Here is a 24360-nt window from a genome sequence, read left to right on the forward strand (position 1 = left end):
TAAATACTCGGACCCGTCAGCGGAGGTGCCCATGTCGGTAGTCGCCGAACCAGAGCTCGAGGCGCGGTTCGAGGCCACGATCGGCCGCAAGGACCGCATCGAGCCGCGCGACTGGATGCCCGACGCCTACCGCAGGACGTTGGTGCGCCAGGTCGCCCAGCACGCCCACTCCGAGATCATCGGCATGCAGCCGGAGGGCGGCTGGATCAGTCGCGCACCCTCGCTGCGGCGCAAGGCGATCCTGCTCGCCAAGGTCCAGGACGAGGCGGGGCACGGCCTCTACCTGTACTCGGCCGCGGAGACGCTCGGCGTGTCCCGCCAGGAGCTCACCGAGATGCTCATCAGCGGCAGGCAGAAGTACTCCTCGATCTTCAACTACCCCGCGCTCTCGTACGCCGACGTGGGCACCATCGGCTGGCTGGTCGACGGCGCCGCCATCTGCAACCAGGTGCCCCTGTGCCGCACCTCGTTCGGTCCGTACGGGCGCGCCATGATCCGCATCTGCAAGGAGGAGTCATTCCACCAGCGGCAGGGTTACGAGCTGCTGACGACGATGATGCGCGGCACCGACGAGCAGCGGGCCATGGTGCAGGAGTCCGTCGACCGGTTCTGGTGGCCGTCGCTGATGATGTTCGGCCCGCCGGACGACGCGTCGCCCAACACCGCGCAGTCCATGGCGTGGGGCGTCAAGACGCACACGAACGACGAGCTGCGCCAGCGCTTCGTCGACATGACGGTTCCGCAGGCGAAGGCGCTCGGCGTGACCCTGCCCGACCCGGAGCTGGTCTGGAACGAGGAGCGCGGCGCGCACGACTTCGGCGAGCCGGACTGGGACGAGTTCTGGGACGTCGTCAAGGGGAACGGGCCGTGCAACGCGCAGCGCGTCGCGCACCGCATGAAGGCCTGGGACGAGGGCGCCTGGGTCCGCGAGGCGGCGCTCGCCTTCGCGGCCGGCGGCACGAGCGACGGGACGGAGCAGGCATGACGAGCCAGGTCCGCGGCGAGTGGCCGCTCTACGAGGTGTTCGTCCGCGGCAAGCGCGGGCTCAACCACGTCCACGTCGGCTCCCTGCACGCCCCGGACGACGAGCTCGCCCTGCGCCACGCCCGCGACGTGTACACCCGCCGCAACGAGGGCGTGAGCATCTGGGTCGTGCGCTCCTCCGCGATCACCGCGTCCAGCCCGGACGAGAAGGACCCGCTCTTCGCGCCCAGCGGGGACAAGGTCTACCGGCACCCCACCTTCTACGACATCCCCGACGACGTCCCCCACATGTAGGAAGAGGACCACCGCATGCCTGACGTCCGGACGCACGAGCCCGACGACCACGACAGCGTGTACGCGGGGCTGCTCGTCAACGACGCCCACTGGGCCTTCGGCACCGACTTCGAGGACCCGCTGGCCGGTGTGGACACGACGGTGCCCGACGGCGTCGACCCGGCGGCCCTGGCGACGTACTGCCTGATGCTCGGCGACGACGCCCTCGTGCTGTCCCAGCGACTGGCCGAGTGGTGCAGCAACGCGCCGGACCTCGAGGAGGACATCGCGCTGTCCAACATCGCGCTCGACCTGCTCGGTCAGGCGCGGCTGCTGCTCGCCCGCGCGGCGGCCGCCGACGGGTCGCAGGTTCCGGCGCTGCCCGACGGCTCACCCGTCCCGGACGAGGACCGCCTGGCGTACTTCCGCGACGACACGCAGTTCCGCAACGTGCGGCTCGCCGAGCTCCCCAACGGCGACTTCGCCCAGACCGTCGCCCGGATCCTGCTCTTCGCCTCCTGGCGCCTGGCGCTGTTCGAGGAGCTGTCGCACAGTCGCGACGCCGTGCTCGCCGCGGTGGCCGCCAAAGCGGTCAAGGAGCTGTCCTATCACCGGGACTTCGCCGGCCGCTGGTTCCTGACCCTCGCCCGCGGCACCGAGGAGTCCCGCCGCCGGCTGACCGCCGGGCTCGACGAGCTCTGGCCGTTCTGGGCGGAGCTGTTCGAGACGCACGACATCGAGCGGGAGACCGCCGCGGCGGGCGTCGGCGTGGACCCGGCCGGTGTCGCCGGCGCCGTCGACGCGGTGCTGGACCAGGTGCTGGCGGCGAGCGCCGTGGACCGGCCGGCCGTGCCCTCGCTCGCGGGCGGCCAGGGACGCACGGGCCGCGACGGCCACCACACCGAGGCGCACCGCAGGATGCTCGCCGAGATGCAGGTGGTCGCCCGCGCGCACCCCGGGGGGCAGTGGTGACCGCCGCGCTCGGCCGGCGGCCGGTGCTGGACCGGGACCGCGTGCTCGCCCGGGACCGTGCGCTCGCCCGGGCCCGGGAGGCCGCGTGCGCCGTCGTCGACCCCGAGCTGCCGATGCTCACGCTCGCGGACCTCGGGGTCCTGCGGGACGTCGCGGTCGACGACGACGGCGGCGTCGTCGTCGCGATCACCCCCACCTACTCCGGCTGCCCGGCCATGGCGACCATGCGCGACGACCTCGTGCGCGAGCTCGAGGCTGCCGGGTTCGCCGACGCGCGGGTGCGCGTGGTCCTCGAACCGGCCTGGACCACCGACTGGATCACCCCGGCGGGGCGTGCGGCGCTCGCCGCGGCCGGGATCTCCCCGCCGGGCGCCGCCCCGCGACGGTCGGGTCCGGTGCCGCTGCAGCTCGTGCCCGCACGGCGCGCGGTGCGCTGCCCCCGGTGCGGCTCCGGCGACGCCGTGGTCGGCTCGGAGTTCGGCTCCACCCCCTGCAAGGCGCTGTACCGCTGCCTGACCTGCCTGGAGCCGTTCGAGCACGTGAAGGAGATCTGACGTGACCGCCACCCTGCCCGCCGGTTCCCGTACCTCGCGCACGACGTTCCACACCCTCACCGTCGCCGACGTCGAGCAGCTCACCGACGACGCGGCCGCCGTGACGTTCGACCTGCCCGCGGACCTGGCGGACGTGTTCGACTTCGCCGCGGGCCAGTCGCTCACGCTGCGGCGCACCGTCGACGGCGTCGAGCACCGCCGCACCTACTCGATCTGCTCGCCGGTCGGCAGCGCCCCGCGGATCGGCGTGCGGGAGATTCCCGACGGCATGTTCTCGTCCTGGCTGGTGCACGAGGTGCGCCCCGGCGACCAGGTCGAGGTGCAGCCGCCGAGCGGGAGCTTCCGGGCCGACCCGGCCGAGGGCGGACGCCACCTGTGCATCGCGGCGGGCTCGGGCATCACGCCGATGCTCTCGATAGCCGCCACCGTGCTGGGCAACCCGGACGCGCAGGTGACGCTGCTCTACGGCAACCGCACCACCAGCTCGGTCATGTTCGCCGAGGAGCTGGCCGATCTCAAGAACGTCCACCGCGAGCAGCTCGACCTGGTCCACGTGCTGTCCAGGGAGCCGCGGGACGTCGAGCTGTTCTCCGGCAGGCTCGACGGCGACCGGCTGCGCACGCTGCTGACGCTCGTCGTCCCGGTCGGCGACCTGGACCACGTCTGGCTCTGCGGCCCGTTCGGCATGCTGACGGAGGCGCGCGCGGTGCTCGACGAGCTCGGCGTCCCCGCGGAGCGGGTGCACGTCGAGCACTTCTACGTCGACGAGCCCCCACCGGAGCTGCGGCACGCCGACCGCGTGGTCGAGGGGGCGACGAGCCAGGTGACCGTGATCCTCGACGGGCGGTCGACGACCAGCGCGATGCCGCAGGACAAGAGGCTCCTCGACGCCGCGCAGGAGGTCCGTGCCGACCTGCCCTTCGCCTGCAAGGGCGGCGTCTGTGGCACCTGCCGTGCGAAGCTGCGCGGCGGCGAGGTCGACATGGTGCGCAACTACGCCCTCGAACCGCAGGAGGTGGCCGCCGGCTTCGTCCTCACCTGCCAGAGCCACGCGGTCAGCCCCGAGGTGGTCATCGACTTCGACGCCTGACCGCGTGCAGCACCCGAGCCCACGGCCCACCGACCCAGGAGCACCATGTCCGACGTCTTCATCCTCGACGGGGTACGCACACCCATCGGCCGGTACGGCGGCGCCCTGGCCGGCCACCGGCCCGACGACCTCGCGGCGCTCGTCGTCCGCACCGTCGTCGAACGCAGCGGCATCGACCCCGCGGACATCGACGAGGTGGTGCTCGGCGCCGCCAACCAGGCGGGGGAGGACAACCGCAACGTCGCCCGCATGTCCACGCTGCTCGCCGGGCTGCCGAGCAGCATCCCCGGGTTCACCGTCAACCGCCTCTGTGCCTCGGGGCTCACGGCGATCAGCACGGCGCGCCAGATGATCGCGGCCGGCGACGCCGACGTGGTCGTGGCCGGCGGCGTGGAGTCCATGACCCGGGCACCCTGGGTGACCGAGAAGCCGGCGCGGGCGTGGGCCAGACCCGGCCAGACCTGGGACACCTCCATCGGCTGGCGGTTCACCAACCCGGCATTCGACCCGGACACCACGCTGAGCATGCCGCAGACCGCCGAGCGGGTCGCCGAGCGCTGGGGCCTGAGCCGCGAGGAGCTCGACGCCTTCGCGCTACGGTCGCACCGGCGGGCGCTGGACGCGCAGAAGAACGGCCACTTCGACGCCGAGACGGTCCCCGTGGGCGACGTGACGCAGGACGAGGGGCCGCGGGCCGACACGACCGCGGAGAAGCTCGCCGGCCTGCGCCCCCTCCACGGCCCGGGCGGCAGGATCACCGCGGGCAACTCCAGCTCGCTCAACGACGGGGCCGCCGCCCTGGTGCTGGTCAGCGAGCGGTACGCGGCGGCCCACGGCCTGCGGCCGGCGGCCCGCGTGGTCGCCGGCGCGAACGCGGGCGTACCGCCCGAGATCATGGGGATCGGCCCGGTGCCCGCCACGCGCAAGGTGCTCGAGCGGACCGGCTGGACGGTCGGCGACCTGGATGCCGTCGAGCTCAACGAGGCGTTCGCCGCCCAGTCCATCGCGTGCCTGCGCGAGCTGGACCTGGACGAGGCGACGGTGAACGCTGACGGCGGGGCCCTCGCGCTCGGACATCCCCTCGGCTGCTCGGGTGCCCGGATCACCATCACCCTGCTGGGCCGGCTGGCCCGCACCGGTGGCCGGCGCGGCCTGGCCACGATGTGCGTGGGCGTCGGGCAAGGGTCCGCCCTGCTGCTGGAGCGGCCATGAGCGCACCGCTGCTGGTCGAGGAGCATGACGACCGGGTGGTCCTGCGGCTGCACCGCCCCGAGGTCCGCAACGCCATCGACCGCGCCATGGTGGACGCCCTGCACGATGCGTGCGGCGCGCTCGAGGCCACACCCCGGGTCGCTCTCCTGATCGGTTCCGGCGGCACCTTCGCCGCGGGGGCGGACATCGCACAGCTGCGCGAGCGGGGGCGGGAGGAGGCGCTCGCGGGCATCAACTCGAGCCTCTTCGACCGGATCCACCGCCTGCCGATGCCGACGGTCGCGCTCGTCGACGGGTACGCGCTGGGCGGGGGAGCGGAGCTCGCGTACGCGTGCGACTTCCGCATCGGCACCCCCGCGGCGCGGATCGGGAACCCGGAACCCGGCCTCGGCATCATCGCCGGGGCCGGCGCCGCGTGGCGGCTGAAGGAGCTCGTGGGCGAGCCCCTGGCCAAGGAGGTGCTGCTGGCGGGGCGCGTGCTCGACGCTCAGGAGGCCCGGGCGGCGCACCTGCTGGGCGACGTGGTCGAGGCCGACGACCTGGAGGCGGCCGGGCACCGGCTCGCCGACCGGATCGGTGCCCAGGCGCCGCTCGCCGTGCGCCTCACCAAGTCCGTCCTGGACGCACCGCGCGACGCCCACCCGCTCGTCGACGACATCGCGCAGGCCGTGCTGTTCGAGACCCAGGACAAGATCGACCGGATGACGGCGTTCCTCGAGCGCCGCAAGGAGCGGTCATGACCGGGGGCTCGGTCCCGGATGTGGTGGGCGTGTACGGCGGCGGACGCATGGGCGGCGGCATCGCGCACGCCTTCACCGTCGTCGGCGCCACGGTCACCGTCGTCGAGACCGACGCGGCGGCGGCGCGCTCGGCGCGCGAGCGGATCGAGACGAGCCTCGCGCGGACGGTCGCCGGGGGCGTGCCGGTCGCGGGCTCGTTCGAGGTCGTGACCGACGCCGCGGCCCTCGGTCGGTGCCGGCTGGTGGTCGAGGCCGTGCCCGAGCTGGCCGACCTGAAGCACGACGTGCTGCGGCGCATCGCCGCGGCGGCGCCGTCCGCCGTGATCGGCACCAACACGAGCTCGCTGTCGATCGACGGGCTGGCCGACGCGCTGCCGGACCCGTCCCGCCTGGTCGGCCTGCACTTCTTCAACCCGGTCCCGGTCAGCGACCTGGTCGAGGTGGTGGTCGGACGGCGGACCGCGCCCCGCCTCGTCGAGCAGGCGCAGGGCTGGGTCGCGGGACTGGGCAAGACGCCGATCACCGTCACGGACTCGCCCGGCTTCGCGAGCAGCCGGCTCGGTGTGGCGATAGCGCTGGAGGCGATGCGCATGCTGGAGGAGGGCGTGGCCGACGCCGCCGACATCGACGCGGCGATGACACTGGGCTACCGGCACCCGGTGGGGCCGCTGCGCACCACCGACCTCGTCGGGCTCGACGTCCGGCTGAACATCGCCGAGCACCTGGAGCGCGAGCTGGGGCCCCGGTTCGCACCGCCGCAGGTGCTCCGGGACAAGGTGGCGGCCGGCGAGCTGGGCCGCAAGACCGGGCAGGGTTTCTACCCGTGGTGACCACCCGCCCCGACACGTCGGTGGCGTTCGAGCTGGAGGAGGAGCAATGACCGACACCCCCGTCGTCGTCGACCGCGCGGGCGCGGTCGCGACGCTCACGCTGAACGACCCCGAGCACCGCAACGCGCTGACCGGCGCGGCCAAGGAGGCGCTGCGCGACGCCGTGGCGGACGTCGCCACCGACGAGGGAGTGCGCGCCGTCGTGCTCACCGGGTCGGACCGGGCGTTCTGCCTGGGGCAGGACCTCGCTGAGCACGCGGAGGCGCTGACGGGTGGGGCGGAGGCGGCGTTCGCCACGGTCCGTGAGCACTACTCACCGATCGTGCGGAACCTGTTGACCATGCCCAAGCCGGTCATCGCGGCCGTGGGCGGGACCTGCGTCGGTGCGGGCCTCGGCCTCGCGCTGGCCTGCGACCACCGCGTCTTCGCGAGCGGCGTCAAGCTGGCCACCGCGTTCACGGGGATCGGGCTGACCTTCGACACCGGACTGTCGGTCACGCTGCCGGGTGCCGTGGGGGACGCCAGGGCGAAGGAGCTGATCCTGTTCGGCCGGACCTTCACGGCAGAGGAGGCCATCGCCTGGGGCATCTCGGGCGAGACGGCCGCCGCCGACGAGGTGCTGCCCCGGGCGCTCGCGCTCGCCCAGCAGCTCGCCGACGGGCCCACCACCGCGTTCGCGCAGAGCAAGCGCCTGATCGGGCAGGCGCACGGTCTGAGCCTCGACGAGGCGCTCGAGGCCGAGGCGCTCGGCCAGGTCAGGTGCGGCTCGACCAGCGACCACGCCGGCGCCGTCGCGGCGTTCCTGAACCGGCAGGCGCCCGTCTTCACCGGCCGCTGAGCGGTGTGCCGGCGGTACCGGACCGATCCGTCGGTCGAAGTGCTGTGACATCCCGGGCCCGGCCGCGTCTGAGAGGCATGACAGACATGACCGGAACGGCGACGTCGCCCACCACCGCTTTGCAGCGGGCAGCACCCCCACCGGCGGAGGGAGGTACCTGGACCAGGACCCTGGTCGCCCTGGACATCGACGGCACCCTGCTGGGGGCCGACCGGTCCGTGCCCGACGTGACGGTCGACGCCGTCGGGCACGCGCGACGGTCCGGGCACCAGGTGGTGCTCGCCTCCGGCCGGTCCCTCGTCGGGGTGCTCCCGGTCGCCCGCCGGCTGGGCATCGACGAGGGCTGGGTCGTCGCCTCCAACGGCGCGGTGGTCGCCCGTGTCGGGGAGGCCCTGCCCGGCGGCTACCGCCTCGAGAAGGTGCACACCTTCGACGTCGAGCCGGTGATCCGCCTGGCGCGGGCCGCCATCCCCGGGGTGCAGGCGGGGGCCGAGGAGATCGGCTGGGGGTACAAGGTCGACCGCCTGTTCGCACGCGGTCTGGTCAACGGGCAGCAGCGCCGGGTCTCCGACACGGAGCTGTGGAGCGTGCCGGCCGCCCGTGTCATCCTGCGCGCCGCCGGCGTGCTGGACCTGGTGGAGCCGTTGCGGGACCTCGGGGTGACGGTGAGCCCCGCCGGACCGGACTGGTTGGACGTCACGCCGAGGCGCTTGAGCAAGGCGACCGCCCTGGAGCGGGTGCGCGAGCGCGTCGGCGTGGACCCGCGGCGCACCGTGGCGGTAGGGGACGGGGTCAACGACCTGGAGATGCTCGCCTGGGCCGCCCGCGGCATCGCGATGGGCCATGCTCCGGCGGCCGTCCTCGGTGCCGCCGACGAGGTGACCGGCACCGTCGAGGAGCACGGTGTGGTCGCGGTCCTTCGCTCGCTGCCACGGCGCGGACCGGGCGGACGTAGCCGCATCCACGACGTGCCGGCGTCGGCGCGGTAGCGCGGGGCACCGACGAGACCGGGCGAGGGCTCCCGGTCGCGGGGGCCGCCCAGAGCCATAGGCTGCTTCTGGCAATGTCCATCGAAAGCCATGGGCACTGGCTGGGAGGTATCGGGGTGGGTCCAGAGAGCGGACTTCCAGCAGTACCGGAGCCGGCGGGATCGTCCGGTCGGGAAGCGGGCACGGGGAGCGGCGGGCCGGACCGTGTGGTCCACGGCCGGGACCGGGAACAACGGACGGTCGGTGCCTTCGTGGCCGGGCTGGATCCGACGACACTGGTGGTGAACGGCCTCGGCGGTACCGGCAAGAGCGTGACGGTGCTCGCCGCGCTGCGCCGGATCGATCCGCGGGTCCCGGCCGTCCGGGTGGTGCGCTCCTGCACGTCGCGCCCCTCCGCGCACCGCACCACCGGTCGCGAGCGTCTCGACCTGTCCGGGTGGGCGGTGCCCGCGGGAGCGGGGCCGGGGTACGAGACGGATCCGGCCGCCCTGCTGGACGCGGTGGGGACCGGTCTCGAGGTCGCGGGCCCCGGCCCGCGCGTGCTGTTCGTCGATGATCTCAAGGTGCTCTCGCCCCACCGTGCGGCGTGGTTGCGGCGCCTCGGCGACCTGGCCTACGAGCGTGGCTGGCGAGTCGTCGCGGCGGCCCGCCACGTACCGGAGGGCCCGCTGCCCGACGACATCGAGGTGCTCGACCTCGGCCCGCTCGACGAGCGGTCGCTCCGCCTGGTCCTGGACGCCGAGCTGCGCATGCCGCTCGCGGCCGACGTGGCGGAACGGCTGCACTGGTGGAGCGCCGGCAACCCGCGGATCGCGCTCGAGCTGGCCGACGGGCTCAGTCCCGCGCAGCAGCGCGGCGGCGAGCACTGGGCGGGGCCGCACACCGTGGGCCCGGTGGCCCGGCGGAGCTACCAGGTCCTGCTGGACGGGCTCGACGCCGCGCCGGCGCCCGTGCCCGACGACGCCGCCAGGGGCCGGCTGGCCGCGCGGTACCCGCTCCTCGCCGTGCTGTGGCGGGAGCTGGACGGGGGGTCGGAGCCCGCCCTCCCCGCGTCGGCGACCGTCGCGGAGGAGATCCTGGACGGACTGCACCTCGACAGCGTCTCCGGGGCGCCCGGGACCGAGCAGGCGCCCCGGGCCACGGCCCGTGCGGTCGGCGTCACGCTCCTGAGCGGGACCACCTCGGCCGACGACGGCGGCCGTCGGTGGATGCCGGAGGAGGTCGGTGCGGAGTGGACGGACCATCTGTGGTGGCGAGACACGCGCGCCGTCGCGCCCGCGTCGAGCGCCGCCGGGGAACGCACGGCGGCAGCCCTGATGGCGCTCGAACGCACCGGCCGGTTGAGCCGGCCCGACCGCCTCCGCGCCGATCTCGAGGTGATCGGGTCGACGCCCGACCAGGACTGGGTGGGTGTCTGCCTACAGGTGCGTGGACGTCTGCTGCTGGGGGACGGCCCGGGCGCACGACGGATCCTCGAGGACCAGTCGTACACGGCCGCGCCCCGGACCGTCGCCGAGATCGTGGCCCGCGACGTGGCGGCGGCGAGGGTCGCGATCTTCTCCGGCCGCGCGGCGGACGCCCGCGAACGTCTCGCGCACGCCACGAGCCTGCGGCCGGGCGCCGCGGGCTGGCTCCCCGTCCAGGGGCTGCTCGCGGTCGCCGCCGCACTGCTCGACGGCACGGGCCCGACGAGCGTGCTGCCGCCACGGGCCGTGGCGTGGTCGCACCGCGCCCTCGGCGAGTTCGCCGTCGACCTCGGCGTGGCGCACCTCGCCGTCGGGCAGGCCGAGCGGGCGGCGGAGCTGCTCATGGTCGGGCTCGAACGCTGCTCGTGGCCCTACCGGGGGCGGGCGCAGGCCCGGGCCGATCTGGTGGAGGCGGTGGTGGCCGCCGGCCACGCCCGCGCGGGGCTCCCGGACCGGGTGCGGCAGCTGATCGAGCCGCCGGCCGCACCCGAGGAGTGGACGGACGCCGACGCGGCGGCAGCGCACGCCCGGATGCGGGCGATGCTGGCCGGGAGCGACGCGCCGTCCGGAGGCGTCGACGGGTGGCTGCCGGTGGTGCCGCGGCCGGTCTCGGCCTGGCAGCGGCTGCGCTCGCTGGTCGCCTACGGGCGGCACTGCCTCGTGCACGGCGACCATGCCGCATCGGACCTGGTGCTGCGAGAAGCACGGGCGCTCGCGCGGCTGGCCGGGGCGCCCGGGTGGCGCGTCGGGGTGGACGCCGGCCGCGCCACCGTCGGTCTGCCGACCGGGCGTCCCGCGTGGGAGCGGCTCGGCGACGACGAGCGGGAGTTCGTCCGGCTGGCCCTCGGCGGGGCCACCAACGCGCAGATCGCCGATGCCGCCTATCTGTCGGTGCGGTCGGTGGCGAACCGCATGCGGTCGATCTACACCCTCCTGGGCATCCGGGACCGACGGGACCTGGCCGATCGGGCGAGGGTCGATCCGCCGGGGTGGCTGACCGGTTCGGCCTGAGGTATTTTTCACCCACTCCTTTTTTCGTGCTTTCGCCGCATCACGAAGAGTTGCCCGAAATGGCGACGCCTTTGTGATGTGAATTGTCCGCGGTTGCCTCAGTGCACTCTTTTCTGCCCTGTCGTGCGTTCGTGCAGACGTGCGGTGCCACGTGGCGAAACGCCTCGGACCTGGGTCTTCTGGCACGGGACGTGCAGCACACCGGGCGCGGCCTGCAGTCAATTCCGACGCCATTGCAGAAGGCGCGAACGTGAGGAGTGATCGACTTGATCTCGACGCATGTGCCGTTCATCCGAAGGCGAGAGTTTCGAAGGCGGGAGCGAGGCGGTGCGACGTGGCGCCGTGGCCTCGCCGCGGTGGCCGCCTCCGCGCTCCTGGTCACGGCAGCCGGCCTGCCCGCTGCCGCCGTGGACAACTATCCGGACGAGCCGGCTGAAGCGGCCGCCAGCGTGCTGGCGGCCGAGCTCATGCAGGAGGAGCTGCTGGGCGCCGCCACCTCCGACGCGGGGTCGGTCAGCAACCCCGGCCCGAACACGGAGAACCTGGACGTCGACGTGCTCGGCGCCCAGGCGCTGCAGCTCGGCGACCTCCAGCTTCCCGTCGACCAGTTCCTCGACTTCGGCCAGATCGGCGCTCTCGCCAGCACGAGCGAGGCGTCCGGTCCGGCCGACGCGCACGCGGTGTCCGGCCTGCTGGGTGCCGACGGTGGTGTCACGCTGGACGGTGCGGAGGACTCCTTCGGCACCGCCACCATCGACGTGCTGTCGCTGGCCCGGCTCGCCGGCGTGGACGGCATCACCGACCAGGTGGTCGACCAGCTGACGATCGAGCTCGGAGCGCTGGGCGCCGAGGTGATCGCCGAGGCCGGCGTGGTCCTCGATCCGGACGGCGGTGCGACCGGCCCGGGCCAGTACCGGCTCGGTGACGGCACCCTGCTGCTGCACTCGCCCGTGATCGAGGACGCGGCCGCGACGGTCTTCGACATCGGCGGCACCGTCGACACGCAGATCGAGACCATGGTCAACGACACGTTCGACGTCACGGATCTGACGGCGCTGCTGTCGGCGGTCCCGGGCATCCCGGAGCCGACGGTGACCGTGGACTCGAACCTGCAGGAGACCCTGTTCCAGTCCGTGGTGGGCGAGCCGATCACCTCGGCCAACCAGCTCGTGACCATCGACCTCTCCACCGGTGAGCTGCAGGTCCACCTGGAGCACCTGGTCGAGGGCAACGACCCCTGGGGCGGCGGCGACGACGCGGGCATGAACGGTCTCGCGCCGAACTACGAGGTGCTGGACGACCAGACGTACCCGCAGATCGCCGAGGGCGTGCACGAGGTCATGCAGGAGGCCACGCGCATCATGGTCGGTGCGATCGAGGACTCCCTGAACGCCGTGACCATCGACATCGCCTTCTACGACGAGTCGCCGCTCGGCACGCTGGACGTGTCGTGGTCGGTGCCGCTGGCGGATGCCGTGAACGGCGACTTCCCGGAGGTCGTGAACGACAGCACCGGCACCCAGGCGGTGACGGGAACGCTGCTGGCCACGACGATCAACGGCCTGGGCAACGCGGCCGCGCCGATCTTCGGGGCCGTCTACGACGCCGTCATCAGCGACGCCGGTGACGAGCTGTTCGAGGTGCTGATCAACGACCTCAAGACGGGCATCACCTCGACCATCGGGGCGGCCCTCTCGCCCGTGTTCGACGTGGTGGTGCAGTTCGTCTCCCTGCAGATCAACCACCAGGAGACCGCGACCTGCACGACGGCGGGCGGTGTCGACCTGTTCGGGCAGGTCGAGGTGTCCGCGCTCAGCCTGGGTCTGGTGCAGTCGGCCGACGCGGGCCGGATCGGGCTCGGCAACGCCGGTGTGCGGATCGACGCCTGCGATCTGTCGGCGATCGCGCCGGAGCTGACGGTCGACCCGTCGGCGGTGTACCCCGGGGACGACGTCACGTTGACCGGCTCCGGCTACACCCCGAACTCGACCGTGAGCCTGGTGATCGCCAGCGACATGGGCAACGGGTACACGGCGAGCGCGATCCCGACCGACGAGAACGGCGGGTTCGTGTACGTGGCCACACTCGGTGAGGGCGTGGCGCCCACGGACTACGTGGCGACCGCGACCGACGACGCCACGGACGCGTTCGCGGAGGCGCCGCTGGTGGTGCTGGCGCCCGAGCCGACCCTGACCGTGGACCCGGGTGAGGCGCAGGCGAGTGACGAGGTGACCGTGACCGGCTCGAGCTATACGCCGGGTTCGACGGTGGACCTGGAGATCGTCAGCGACCTGGGCGTGCTCTTCACGGCGGGTGACATCCCGGTCGACGAGTTCGGTGGGTTCGAGTACGTGGTGCCGTTGCCGGACGACTCGTATCCGACGGACTACGTGGTGACGGGTACCGATGCGGAGGGTCTGACGGCGGATGCGGATCTGGTGGTGCTGCCGCTGGAGCCGACCCTGACGGTGGATCCGGACGAGGCGCAGGCGGGCGACGAGGTGACCGTGACGGGTGCGGGCTACACGCCGAACTCGACGGTGGACCTGGAGATCGTCAGCGACCTCGGGGTGCTCTACACCGCGGGTGACATCCCGACCGACGAGAACGGTGGGTTCGAGCACGTCGTGGCCCTGCCGGACGATTCCGCGCCGACCGACTACGTGGTGACCGGCACGGACTTCTCCACGGACGTGTTCGCGGAGGCGCCGCTGGTGGTCGTGGACCTGTCTGACGTTGTCCCGACCCTGACCGTGGACCCGGGTGAGGCGCAGGCGAGTGACGAGGTGACCGTCACGGGTACGGGCTATACGCCCGACTCGACGGTGGACCTGGAGATCGTCAGCGACCTCGGGGTGCTCTACACCGCGGGTGACATCCCGACCGACGAGAACGGTGGGTTCGAGTACGTGGTGGTCCTGCCGGACGACTCGTATCCGACGGACTACGTGGTCACGGGGACCGATGCGGAGGGTCTGACGGCGGATGCGGATCTGGTGGTGCTGCCGCTGGAGCCGACCCTGACGGTGGATCCGGACGAGGCGTTCCCGGGTGATGAGGTCACGGTGACGGGTGCGGGCTACACGCCGGACTCGACGGTGGACCTGGAGATCGTCAGCGACCTGGGGGTGCTGTTCACCGCGGGTGACATCCCGACGGACGGGGACGGTGGGTTCGAGTACGTGGTGCCGCTGCCGGACGACTCGGCGCCGACCGACTACGTGGTGACCGGCACGGACTTCTCCACGGACGTGTTCGCCACGGACGACCTCGTGGTCCTCGACCCCGCGGCTGACGGCCCCATGATCGTCGTGGATCCGGCTGAGGCGCAGGCGAGTGAGGAGGTCACGATCACGGGTTCGGGCTACACCCCGGACTCGACCGTGGATCTGGAGATCGTCAGCGAGCTCGGCGTGCTGTTCACCGCGGGTGACATCCCGACCGACGAGGACGGCGCTTTCGAGTACGTGGTACCCCTGCCCGCGGACTCGTACCCGACGGACTACGTCGTCACGGGTACGGATGCCGAGGACCTGGTCGCGGATGCGGATCTGGTGGTGCTGCCGCTGGAGCCGACCCTGACGGTGGATCCGGGTGCGGCGCAGGCGGGCGAGGAGGTGACCGTGACGGGTGCGGGCTACACGCCGGACTCGACGGTGGATCTGGAGATCGTCAGCGACCTGGGCGTGCTCTATACCGCGGGTGACATCCCGACGGACGGGGACGGTGGGTTCGAGCACGTGGTGGCCCTGCCGGACGATTCCGCGCCGACCGACTACGTGGTGACCGGCACGGACTTCTCCACGGACGTGTTCGCGGAGGCGCCGCTGGTGGTGATCACCGGCGTCGGGCAGTGCGCGTCGGCACCGGAGCTCACCGTGACGCCCGCCGCAGTCCAGGCCGGCGAGTCGGTGCTGGTCGTCGGCACCGGGTTCCCTGCGGGTGTGGACGTCGAGGTGCAGCTGGTCGACGTCGACGGCAACCCCCTGGGTGACCCCGTGACGGTGACCGTCGACGAGTCGTGCGGGTTCTGGACGGACTACGTCGTTCCCGAGGGCACGGCGCCGGGCGAGCACGAGATCGGCGCGGAGCCCGAGGACGGCAGTGAGGGTGCCACGGCGCCGCTCACGGTCGAGCCCGCGGACATCACGCCGGAGCTGACGGTGGACCCGTCCGAGGTCGCACCGGGTGGCACGGTGACGGTCGCGGGCGAGGGGTACACGCCCGACTCGACCGTGACGGTGCAGCTGACCGACGCCGACGAGAACCCCGTGGGGGACCCGGTCACGGTCGACACGGACGAGACCGGCGCGTTCACCACGGAGCTGGTGGTGCCGGAGGACGCAGAGCCGGGCGACCACACCGTGGTCGGTACCGACGACACCACCGGCACGCCCGCTGAGGCACCGCTGGTCGTGGGTGTCGGCTCCGGCCCCGGCGACGAGTGCACCGACCCGACCCTGGTCGCCGACCCGACCACGGTCGAGCCGGGCGCCGAGGTCACGGTGACCGGCACGGGCTTCCCGGCCGGTGTCGAGGTCACGGTCACGCTGACCGACGCGGCGGGCGAGCCCGTCGGTGAGTCGGTCACCGTCGTCCCGGACGACTCGTGCGGGTTCACGGTCACCATCGTGATCCCGGACGACGCGGAGCCCGGCGCGCACGTGATCGTCGCCGAGCCGGAGGACGGCAGCGACGGCGCCGAGGTGCCGATCATGGTGGCCGGGCCCGATTCCAGGGTGCTGACCGCCTGGTTCGAGGACGACGAGGTGGCCCAGGGCGCGAGCCAGACCTTCTCGGCGTCCGGCTTCGAGCCGGGGGAGATGGTCGTGGGCGTGATCCGCTCGACGTCCGTCAGGCTGCCGGCCGCCGCCGCGGACGGGACGGGCACGGTCCAGTGGACCTTCACCGTCCCGGCCGGCCTCGACGTGGGTTCGCACGTGGGTATCGCCACGAGCCAGATGATCGGGGACTCGGCGACCGCCTCGTTCGAGGTGGTGCTCGCCTCGACGGGTGGCGGTACCGGGGACGGCGACGGTGACGATGACCGCGACGGCGCGGGTAACGGCACCGGCGACGGATCCGGCAGCAACGGCAACGGCACTGGTTCTGGCTCGGGTTCGAGCTCGGGCAGCCTGGCTGCCACCGGTGCGGACGTCGCCACGCTGTTGGCCGTCACGGTGCTCCTGCTCGCGGCAGGCGCCGCGCTGATCCGACGTCGGCGCGAGCTCGGCCTGACCCTGGCGACCCCGGCGGGAGGTGCAGCGGACCAGCGCTGACCGCAGACCTCTCGACGGCCGGTGATCCGGCCGGCAACGAGTCGGTCCGGCACGAGAACTCTCGTGCCGGGCCGGCTCGTTCGTCGCGCTACCGGCAGTACTCCGGACGGGAGCGTGCGGCGGCCGCCCGGAGCGGTTCATCGTGCTGCGCGGTGTGGACATGGCCTTGACGTCGGCGCGCCGGACTCGTAACGTCCGTACAGAACGCTGCAAGAAGATGACAGACACTGAGCACAAAGCAGTGCACACTCTGCAATTCATCAACCTCGCCGCCGGGCACCGCTGCCCGCGGGTGGACGAGCCCGCCCCGGCGGGAGAACGAGGACGTTCATGAGAATCCCCTGGAAGCACACAGTCGTGGCGGGCGCCGCGATGGCGCTCGTCGCGCCGCTCGGCGTGGCCGGCGTCGCGCACGCCGCGGACGCCACCAACCTCGCGCTCGGCAAGCCGATCGCGGCGTCGTCGGTGACGCAGACGTACGTCGCCGGCCACGCGAACGACGGGAGCACCAGCTCCTACTGGGAGGGCGCGGGCGGCCAGTACCCGGCTCACCTCACGGTCGACCTCGGCGAGGAGGCCGACGTCGACCGGGTGGTCGTCACGCTGCCGCCGCCGGACGTCTGGGCGCCGCGCACCCAGACGTTCAGCGTGCTCGGCCGGTCCCACGGCGAGTCCTCGTTCCGGACGCTGGAAGCCCCGGCCGACTACGGGTTCGACCCCGCGAGCGGTAACCGGGTCGAGATCCCGCTGGACGCCGAGGCCGACGAGATCCGCCTGGCGTTCAGCGCCAACACCGGCGCGGGCAACGGCCAGGTGTCCGAGCTGGAGGTCTGGGGCACGCCCACCGGGGGCGGCGACCCCACCGACCCACCCACTGACCCGCCCACCGATCCGACCGGCACCAACTACGCGAAGGACCGGCCGGCGTCGGCGTCGTCCACCGAGTGGTCGTACGTCGCGGGTAACGCCGTCGACGGCCGGACCGATACGTACTGGGAGGGCGCGGGCGGGCAGTACCCGTCGACCCTCGACGTCTCCCTCCCAGCGCCCACGCAGGTCAGCAGCCTGCGCGTCCGGCTGAACCCCGACGGCGCGTGGGGTCCGCGCACCCAGACGTTCTCCGTCCAGGGCCGCTCGGGCACCGGCGCCTGGCAGGAGCTCGAGGCGTCCGCCGGGTACGCGTTCGCACCCGGCAGCGGCAACCTCGTGGACGTCCCCCTGACCGGGACCGTCACCGACGTGCGCCTGCGCTTCACGGGCAACACCGGTGCGGGCAACGGTCAGGTCGCCGAGTTCGAGGTCTACGGCGCCCCCGCGCCCAACCCCAACCTCACCGTCACCGCGGTGACGGCGTCCCCGGAGTCGCCGACGGCGACCACCCCCGTGACCCTCACGGCAACGGTCGAGAACACGGGTGTCCGGGCGTCGTCGGGCACCTCGCTCGACGCGAGGCTCGGCGGCACCGTGGTCGGCTCGGCGGACGTCGCGGCCCTGCAGCCCGGTGCGAGCGCCCAGGTGGAGGTCGAGGCCGGTACCCGCCCCGCGGGGGAGTACACGGTGGGCGCGGTGGTCGACCCGGCGAACACGGTGGCCGAGCAGGACGAGACCGACAACGCGTTCACCGCCGCGGCGAAGCTCGTGGTGGACGAGGCGCCCGGCCCCGACCTCGAGGTCGTCTCCGTGTCGTCGAACCCGGCCAACCCCGCCGTCGGCGCGGATGTGAGCTTCACGGTCCAGGTGCGCAACCGCGGGAACGAGCAGGCAGCCGCGGGCTCGGTGACCCGCGTCGTCGCGGGCGCGAGCACGCTGAACGCCACGACACCGGCGGTCCCGGCCGGGGAGACCGTCTCCGTCACGCCGGACGGGGCGTGGACGGCGACGAACGGCGGGGCCACGGTGACCGCGACGGCCGACGCGACCGACGTCGTCGACGAGACGAACGAGGACAACAACACCGGCACGCTCGCCGTGACCGTGGGCCGCGGCGCGGCCGTCCCGTACACCACCTACGAGGCGGAGGACGGCCGGTACACCGGCACGCTCCTGCAGACGGACCCGCTGCGCACGTTCGGCCACACGAACTTCGCCACCGAGTCGTCGGGCCGCGAGTCCGTGCGGCTGAACGCCACCGGTGAGCACGTCGAGCTCACCTCCACGAACCCGACCAACTCGATCGTCGTGCGCAGCTCCATCCCCGACGCACCCGGCGGCGGGGGACAGGACAAGACCATCAGCCTCTACGCGGACGGCGAGTTCGTGCAGAAGCTGACGCTCTCCTCGAAGCACTCGTGGCTGTACGGGAACACCGACCAGCCCGAGGGCCTGACCAACACCCCCGGAGACGACGCGCGCCGCCTCTTCGACGAGTCCCACGCGCTGCTCGGCCGGTCCTTCCCCGCCGGCACCGTCTTCCGGCTCCAGCGCGACGCCGGCGACGACGCCGCGTTCTACATCATCGACCTGGTCGAGCTCGAGCAGGTCGCACCGCCGTCGGCCCAGCCGGCCGGATGCGTCTCGATCACCGAGTACGGCGCGGTGCCGAACGACGGGCTCGAGGACACGGACGCGATCCAGGCCGCCGTGACCGCGGACCAGGACGGCGAGATCGAGTGCGTGTGGATCCCGGCGGGGCAGTGGCGCCAGGAGAAGAAGATCCTCACGGACGACCCGCTGGACCGCGGCGTGCACAACCAGGTGGGCATCAGCGACGTCACGATCCGCGGCGCGGGCATGTGGCACTCCCAGCTGTACAGCCTGATCGAGCCGCACCTTGCGCCTGGCGTGATCAACCACCCGCACGAGGGCAACTTCGGGTTCGACATCGACGACAACGTCCAGATCTCCGACATCGCGATCTTCGGCTCCGGGCGCATCCGCGGGGGCGACGGGAACGCCGAGGGCGGCGTGGGCCTCAACGGCCGGTTCGGCAAGAACACGAAGATCAGCGACGTGTGGATCGAGCACGCGAACGTCGGCGTGTGGGTGGGACGCGACTACTCGAACATCCCGGAGCTCTGGGGCCCCGGTGACGGCCTCGAGTTCTCCGGCATGCGCATCCGCAACACCTACGCGGACGGCATCAACTTCAGCAACGGCACCCGCAACTCGACGGTGTTCAACTCGACGTTCCGCAACACGGGCGACGACGCGCTCGCCGTCTGGGCCAACCCCTACGTCAAGGACCGCAACGTCGACATCGGGCACGACAACGCGTTCCGCAACAACACCGTGCAGCTCCCGTGGCGCGCCAACGGCATCGCGATCTACGGCGGCTACGACAACTCGATCGAGAACAACCTGATCTCCGACACGATGAACTACCCCGGCATCATGCTCGCGACCGACCACGACCCCCTGCCGTTCTCGGGGACGACGCTCATCGCCAACAACGGTCTCCATCGCACCGGCGGGGCCTTCTGGAACGAGGACCAGGAGTTCGGCGCGATCACGATCTTCCCGCAGACGCACGACATCGTCGGCGTCACCATCCGGGACACGGACATCGTCGACTCCACGTACGACGGCATCCAGTTCAAGAACGGTGGCGGGAACATCCCCGACGTGCGGATCACGGACGTGCGGATCGACCGGTCCAACAACGGGTCCGGCATCCTGGCGATGGCCGGCGCTCGCGGCAACGCGATCCTGTCGAACGTGACTGTCACCAACTCCGCTGAGGGGGACATCGAGAAGGAGCCGGGCTCGCCGTTCGTGTTCACCGGCCAGTAGGCGCTGTCCACGACCAGGTTGACTTCGGTCACTTGGGATGAGATCGGTCGCTTGATTGACCGATCTCATCCCAAGCGACCGATCTCATCGAGTCGAACCAGTGACCCGGCGGCGTAGGGCGGCCGCGGCCGCGCGGGGGTCGGAAGCCCGGGTGATCGCACGGACGACGACGATGCGGCGCGCCCCGGCGTCGAGCACCTGGTCGAGCCGGGTGGCGTCGATGCCGCCGATGGCGAACCAGGGTGTGGCCGGCTCGCGGGCGGCGACGTCCCGCAGCAGGTCGAGGCCGACGGCGGCGCGGCCCGGTTTGGTCGGTGTGGCCCACAGGGGGCCGACGCAGAAGTAGTCGACGCGCGGGTCCGCCTCGGCGGCCAGCGCCTGGTCCAGGGTGTGCGTGGAGCGGCCGAGGACCGGCTCGTCGCCCAGCAGGGCCCGCACGGCGTGCGGCGGGAGGTCGTCCTGGCCCATGTGCACCACCGGCGCACCGCTCAGTCCCGCGATGTCGGCGCGGTCGTTGACGGCCCAGAGGGCGCCGTGCTCGGCGGCCACCCGGGCGACGAGCGCGTGCAGCTCGACCTCGCGGGCCGCGTCCAGGGACTTGTCCCGGAGCTGGACGACGTCGACGCCACCCTCCAGCGCCGCGTGCAGGAACGGTTCGAGGTCGTCCGTGTCCTGGCGCGCGTCCGTGCACAGGTACAGGCGGGCGTCTGCGAGTCGGGTTCGGGGGTCCACGAGCGCGAGTGTAGACAGACACCGCGCTCCGCCGTGCCTCCCGTCCCGGTCGGGGCACCCCGTGGGCGGGGCTATGGTTGTCGGGTGCACGGGAGCCCCGCACGGGGCTGAGAGGGCGTGAGCGCCGACCGTCGAACCTGATCTGGGTCATGCCAGCGAAGGGAGAACACGTGAGCAGTCATGTGAGCAGCCGAAGATGCGACGTCCTCGTCATCGGCGGGGGCATCATCGGGCTGACCGCCGCCTGGCGGGCGCTGGAGACCGGCGCGAACGTCGTCGTCCTGGACCCGGCGCCCGGTGACGGGGCCACGCATGCCGCCGCCGGCATGCTCGCACCCGTCATGGAGGCGGGCTTCGGCGAACAGGGCCTGGCCCGGTTGGGCACCGCCTCCCTCGCCCTCTGGCCGGCGTTCGCCGAAGCGCTCGAACGGGCCGCCGGGCTGCCGCCGGGCGCTGTCGGGCTGGAGACGACCGGCACGCTCGCCGTGGCCTACGACGGCGACGACCTGGCCGTGCTGCGCCGGCTGCTGGACCTGCACCGCGAGTGGGACCTCGGCTCGGCGGAGATCTCGCCCGACGAGGCACGGCGCCGCGAGCCCGCCGTCGGGCAGCGGCTGGCGGGCGCGGCCTGGGTGCCCCGCGACCACCAGGTCGACCCGCGTGCGGTGCACGACGCGCTCACCGCCGTCGTGGTGGCGCGTGCGAGCCTCGTCCGCCGCGCCGCGGTCTCGCTGACCTGGGCGGACGGCGCGGTCGTCGGCGCGGTCGACGAGGCGGGGACCAGGTACGCGGCCGGCACGGTGGTCCTGGCCGCCGGCCACGCGAGCGGCGCCCTGTTCGCGGGTGCGCCCACGCGCCCGGTGCCCGGCACCACGCTGCGCCTGGACGCCGACGCCGACCGGTCGCCCGCCGTCGTCGTGCGCGGCACCGTCCAGGGGCGCCCCGTCTACGCGGCGCCCCGCGCGGTGCGGCCCGACGGGCGGCGCGAGGTGGTCGTGGGGGCGTCGTCGGACGAGCGCGAGGACGACCACCTGACGCGCGCCGGCGACGTCTTCGCCCTGCTGCGCGACGCCCGCGTGCTCCTGCCCGGCCTCGACGACGCCGTGCTGCTGGAGACCACCACCCGGTCCCGGCCCGGCAGCCCCGACAACACACCGCTGCTGGGGTGGGCGGCCGACGGTCTCTACCTGGCCACCGGACACCACCGCAACGGCATCCTGCTCACGGCGCTGACGGCGGCCGCCGTCGACGAGGCGCTGGGTGCGGCACCGGGCGGCACCGAGGCCCTGGCGGCCGTCGAGGCCACGGCCCGGTTCGCGGACCCGCGCAGGTTCGCCGATGTTTACAGCACGACTCGAGGAGGCACAGCATGACCACGGCTCCGTCCACGCAGCACCCGCACCCCGAGGCGACCGGCACCGCCGTCGTCAACGGCGAGCCGTACCCGCTCGACGGCCCGCTGCCCATCGTCGACCTGGTCGCCCGGCTCCTGCCCGACCTCGTGGTCGACGGCGCGCCGCAGGGCGTCGCCGTCGCGCTGGACGACGCCGTCGTGCCGCGCGGCGCGTGGGGCACCACGCTCGTCCGGCCCGGCGACCGCGTCGAGGTCGTCACCGCAGTCCAGGGAGGCTGAGCATGGAGACACCACTCACCATCGCGGGCACGGCCCTTGGCTCGCGCCTCGTCATGGGCACCGGGGGAGCGGCGAGCCTGCTCGCCCTCGAGGACGCCCTCGTGGCGTCGGGCACCGAGCTGACCACCGTCGCGATGCGCCGGGTGTCCCGCCCCAGACCCTCGGACGACCCGGCGCGCACCGGCGACCCCTCCGTCTGGGGCTGCTTGCGCGCCTCGGCATCCGCGCCCTGCCGAACACCGCGGGCTGCTTCTCCGTGCGCGAGGCGGTGCTCACCGCGCAGCTCGCTCGCGAGGCGTGCGAGACCGACTGGATCAAGCTGGAGGTCATCGCCGACGACGTGACGCTGCTGCCCGACGCGATCGGCCTGGTCGAGGCGGCCAAGGCCCTGGTCGACGACGGCTTCACCGTCCTGCCGTACACGAACGACGACCCGATCGTCGCCCGCCGCCTGCAGGACGTGGGCTGTGCGGCGGTCATGCCCCTGGGATCGCCCATCGGCTCGGGGCTCGGCATCGCCAACCCGCGCAACATCGAGGCGATCGCCGCCGCCTCCTCCGTCCCGGTGATCCTGGACGCGGGCATCGGCACGGCGTCGGACGCCGCACTGGCCATGGAGCTCGGGTGCGACGGCGTGCTGCTCGCCACCGCCGTCACCCGCGCCGCCGACCCGGTGCGCATGGCCCGTGCCATGCGGCTCGCCGTGGAGGCCGGGCACGACGCCGCACACGCCGGACGCCCCCCGCGCCGGGAGCGGGCGCTCGCGTCGTCCCCGGCCGACGGCCTGGTGCACGTCGGCGACAACCTGGACCTGGCGCTGTGACCACGCTGCCCCCACTGGTCGGGACCGGCCGGGAGCTCGGCCGCGACGAGCTCGCCCGGTACGCCCGGCATCTCGTGCTGCCCGGCGTGGGTCCGGCCGGGCAGCGCCGGCTGGCGAACGCCCGCGTGCTGGTCGTGGGCGCCGGCGGCCTGGGCAGCCCCGCCCTGCTCTACCTCGCCGCCGCGGGGGTGGGCACGCTGGGCATCGTGGACGACGACGTCGTCGAGACCTCCAACCTCCAGCGCCAGGTGATCCACGGCACCTCCGACGTGGGTCTGGCCAAGACGGCGTCGGCGCGGGCGGCGCTCGCGGAGGTCAACCCGCACGTCGAGGTGGTCGAGCACCGCGAGCGCCTGACGACGGCCAACGCGCTCGGTGTGCTGTCGGGCTACGACCTGGTGCTGGACGGTACCGACGCCTTCGCCACCCGCTACCTCGTGTCGGACGCCGCCGAGGTGCTGGGGCTGCCGTGCGTCTGGGGCGCGATCTACCGGTTCACCGGACAGGTCGCCACGTTCTGGGGTGCGCCACCGGAGGGGACCGAGGGTGTGACCTACCGGGACGTGTTCCCGGACCCGCCCCCGCCGGCGCCTCGCCGGACTGCGCGGCCGGAGGCGTGCTCGGCGCGATGTGCGGCACCCTCGGCTCGGTCATGGCGACCGAGGCGATCAAGCTCATCACCGGGGCGGGGGAGAACCTGCTCGGGCGGCTCGCGACGTACGACGCGCTGGCCCTCACGTGGCGCCGGCTCACCGTCCGGCGGGATCCGGCCCGGGAACCCGTCACGGCGCTGCTGGCCGGCGACGGCGACGCGGACCCGTACGCGGTGCTCTGCGGGCTGCCGCCGTCGGACGGCGCGGCGGTCTCGGTACGGGAGCTGGCCGAGCTCCGCGCCGACGGCTCCGGGCCGGTGGTGCTCGACGTGCGGGAGCCGTGGGAGGTCGAGCTCGCCGCCCTGCCGGAGGCCCGGTTCGTTCCCTCGGGCGCCTTCGCCGGGGAGGACGCGACGACGGTGGTGGACGACGTCGCCGGCTGGGCGGCGGGCCGCCCGGTGCACGTGCTGTGCAAGTCGGGCGCCCGGTCCGCCGGCGTGGCGCGGCGGCTGCGCGACGCGGGGCTCGACGCGCGGTCGGTCGCGGGCGGCATCCTGGCCTGGGCGCGCGAGGTGGACCCGGCGATGCCTACCTACTGATGCCCGCCTGCTG

Annotated in this window: 16 protein-coding genes, 2 pseudogenes and 1 riboswitch; of the genes and pseudogenes, 17 read left to right on the forward strand and 1 reads right to left on the reverse strand. The window is 73.2% G+C overall.

Annotation, left to right across the window (positions count from 1 at the left end; genetic code table 11):
- Positions 1–31 precede the first annotated feature (31 nt).
- The 13 genes from paaA (at position 32) to ACFSL2_RS02610 (ending at position 19967) form a co-directional block, all read left to right on the forward strand.
- On the forward strand, positions 32–985 hold the full coding sequence (gene paaA, locus ACFSL2_RS02550) for a 1,2-phenylacetyl-CoA epoxidase subunit PaaA (RefSeq protein ID WP_377196323.1): 954 nt from the start codon (positions 32–34) through the stop codon (positions 983–985).
- Positions 982–1278 carry a 1,2-phenylacetyl-CoA epoxidase subunit PaaB gene (gene paaB, locus ACFSL2_RS02555; protein WP_377196324.1) on the forward strand — a complete coding sequence of 99 codons (297 nt, stop codon included), beginning with the start codon at positions 982–984 and terminating at the stop codon, positions 1276–1278. The genes paaA and paaB overlap by 4 nt, the downstream gene beginning before the upstream one ends.
- 15 nt (positions 1279–1293) lie before the next feature.
- A complete protein-coding gene (gene paaC, locus ACFSL2_RS02560; protein ID WP_377196325.1) occupies positions 1294–2229 on the forward strand; it encodes a 1,2-phenylacetyl-CoA epoxidase subunit PaaC in 936 nt (311 codons plus the stop codon).
- A complete protein-coding gene (gene paaD, locus ACFSL2_RS02565) occupies positions 2223–2783 on the forward strand; it encodes a 1,2-phenylacetyl-CoA epoxidase subunit PaaD (RefSeq protein WP_377196326.1) in 561 nt (186 codons plus the stop codon). The genes paaC and paaD overlap by 7 nt, the downstream gene beginning before the upstream one ends.
- A 1-nt stretch (position 2784) precedes the next feature.
- Positions 2785–3873: a 1,2-phenylacetyl-CoA epoxidase subunit PaaE gene (paaE, locus tag ACFSL2_RS02570; protein WP_377196327.1), complete on the forward strand. Its 1089-nt coding sequence runs from the start codon at positions 2785–2787 to the stop codon at positions 3871–3873.
- 45 nt (positions 3874–3918) lie between these two features.
- Positions 3919–5085 (forward strand): thiolase family protein, encoded by a 1167-nt coding sequence (locus tag ACFSL2_RS02575; RefSeq protein WP_377196328.1) that lies wholly within the window; start codon positions 3919–3921, stop codon positions 5083–5085.
- The gene (locus tag ACFSL2_RS02580; protein ID WP_377196329.1) at positions 5082–5825 is read left to right on the forward strand and encodes an enoyl-CoA hydratase/isomerase family protein; all 744 of its coding nucleotides are present in this window, start codon (positions 5082–5084) and stop codon (positions 5823–5825) included. The genes ACFSL2_RS02575 and ACFSL2_RS02580 overlap by 4 nt, the downstream gene beginning before the upstream one ends.
- Positions 5822–6655, forward strand: coding sequence for a 3-hydroxyacyl-CoA dehydrogenase family protein (locus ACFSL2_RS02585; RefSeq protein ID WP_377196330.1), 834 nt, complete (start codon positions 5822–5824; stop codon positions 6653–6655). The genes ACFSL2_RS02580 and ACFSL2_RS02585 overlap by 4 nt, the downstream gene beginning before the upstream one ends.
- A gap of 46 nt (positions 6656–6701) precedes the next feature.
- A complete protein-coding gene (locus ACFSL2_RS02590; RefSeq protein WP_377196331.1) occupies positions 6702–7493 on the forward strand; it encodes an enoyl-CoA hydratase/isomerase family protein in 792 nt (263 codons plus the stop codon).
- Positions 7494–7579: 86 nt separating this feature from the next.
- Entirely contained in the window at positions 7580–8482 is a 903-nt protein-coding gene (locus tag ACFSL2_RS02595) for an HAD family hydrolase (protein WP_377196332.1), read from the forward strand.
- 251 nt (positions 8483–8733) lie between these two features.
- The gene (locus ACFSL2_RS02600; protein WP_377196333.1) at positions 8734–10959 is read left to right on the forward strand and encodes a helix-turn-helix transcriptional regulator; all 2226 of its coding nucleotides are present in this window, start codon (positions 8734–8736) and stop codon (positions 10957–10959) included.
- Between the two features lie 266 nt (positions 10960–11225).
- Positions 11226–16238: a choice-of-anchor G family protein gene (locus ACFSL2_RS02605; protein ID WP_377196334.1), complete on the forward strand. Its 5013-nt coding sequence runs from the start codon at positions 11226–11228 to the stop codon at positions 16236–16238.
- A gap of 330 nt (positions 16239–16568) precedes the next feature.
- The gene (locus ACFSL2_RS02610) at positions 16569–19967 is read left to right on the forward strand and encodes a CARDB domain-containing protein (protein WP_377196335.1); all 3399 of its coding nucleotides are present in this window, start codon (positions 16569–16571) and stop codon (positions 19965–19967) included.
- Positions 19968–20051: 84 nt separating this feature from the next.
- Here the strand turns inward: ACFSL2_RS02610 and thiE are convergent, their stop codons facing one another.
- Positions 20052–20699 carry a thiamine phosphate synthase gene (gene thiE, locus ACFSL2_RS02615; RefSeq protein ID WP_377196336.1) on the reverse strand — a complete coding sequence of 216 codons (648 nt, stop codon included), beginning with the start codon at positions 20697–20699 and terminating at the stop codon, positions 20052–20054.
- Positions 20700–20777: 78 nt separating this feature from the next.
- A riboswitch (TPP riboswitch) is annotated at positions 20778–20880 on the forward strand.
- Between the two features lies 1 nt (position 20881).
- On the opposite strand from thiE, the gene thiO reads away from it, so the two are divergent.
- The 4 genes and pseudogenes from thiO (at position 20882) to ACFSL2_RS02635 (ending at position 24347) form a co-directional block, all read left to right on the forward strand.
- Entirely contained in the window at positions 20882–22072 is a 1191-nt protein-coding gene (thiO, locus tag ACFSL2_RS02620) for a glycine oxidase ThiO (protein ID WP_377196337.1), read from the forward strand.
- A complete protein-coding gene (gene thiS, locus ACFSL2_RS02625; protein ID WP_377196338.1) occupies positions 22069–22332 on the forward strand; it encodes a sulfur carrier protein ThiS in 264 nt (87 codons plus the stop codon). The genes thiO and thiS overlap by 4 nt, the downstream gene beginning before the upstream one ends.
- 2 nt (positions 22333–22334) lie before the next feature.
- Positions 22335–23155 (forward strand): annotated as a pseudogene (locus ACFSL2_RS02630) (thiazole synthase).
- A pseudogene (locus ACFSL2_RS02635) lies at positions 23152–24347 on the forward strand (ThiF family adenylyltransferase). The pseudogenes ACFSL2_RS02630 and ACFSL2_RS02635 overlap by 4 nt, the downstream one beginning before the upstream one ends.
- Positions 24348–24360 lie beyond the last annotated feature (13 nt).

Source organism: Promicromonospora aerolata (assembly GCF_042682255.1).
GTDB lineage: Bacteria > Actinomycetota > Actinomycetes > Actinomycetales > Cellulomonadaceae > Promicromonospora > Promicromonospora aerolata.

What these genes read in the sequence shown, in the direction of transcription:
- paaA (WP_377196323.1), top strand. Translation starts at nt 32, where the DNA reads ATGTCGGTAGTCGCCGAACCAGAGCTCGAGGCGCGGTTCGAGGCCACG.
- paaB (WP_377196324.1), top strand. Translation starts at nt 982, where the DNA reads ATGACGAGCCAGGTCCGCGGCGAGTGGCCGCTCTACGAGGTGTTCGTC.
- paaC (WP_377196325.1), top strand. Translation starts at nt 1,294, where the DNA reads ATGCCTGACGTCCGGACGCACGAGCCCGACGACCACGACAGCGTGTAC.
- ACFSL2_RS02575 (WP_377196328.1), top strand. Translation starts at nt 3,919, where the DNA reads ATGTCCGACGTCTTCATCCTCGACGGGGTACGCACACCCATCGGCCGG.
- ACFSL2_RS02580 (WP_377196329.1), top strand. Translation starts at nt 5,082, where the DNA reads ATGAGCGCACCGCTGCTGGTCGAGGAGCATGACGACCGGGTGGTCCTG.
- ACFSL2_RS02585 (WP_377196330.1), top strand. Translation starts at nt 5,822, where the DNA reads ATGACCGGGGGCTCGGTCCCGGATGTGGTGGGCGTGTACGGCGGCGGA.
- ACFSL2_RS02590 (WP_377196331.1), top strand. Translation starts at nt 6,702, where the DNA reads ATGACCGACACCCCCGTCGTCGTCGACCGCGCGGGCGCGGTCGCGACG.
- ACFSL2_RS02595 (WP_377196332.1), top strand. Translation starts at nt 7,580, where the DNA reads ATGACCGGAACGGCGACGTCGCCCACCACCGCTTTGCAGCGGGCAGCA.
- ACFSL2_RS02610 (WP_377196335.1), top strand. Translation starts at nt 16,569, where the DNA reads ATGAGAATCCCCTGGAAGCACACAGTCGTGGCGGGCGCCGCGATGGCG.
- thiS (WP_377196338.1), top strand. Translation starts at nt 22,069, where the DNA reads ATGACCACGGCTCCGTCCACGCAGCACCCGCACCCCGAGGCGACCGGC.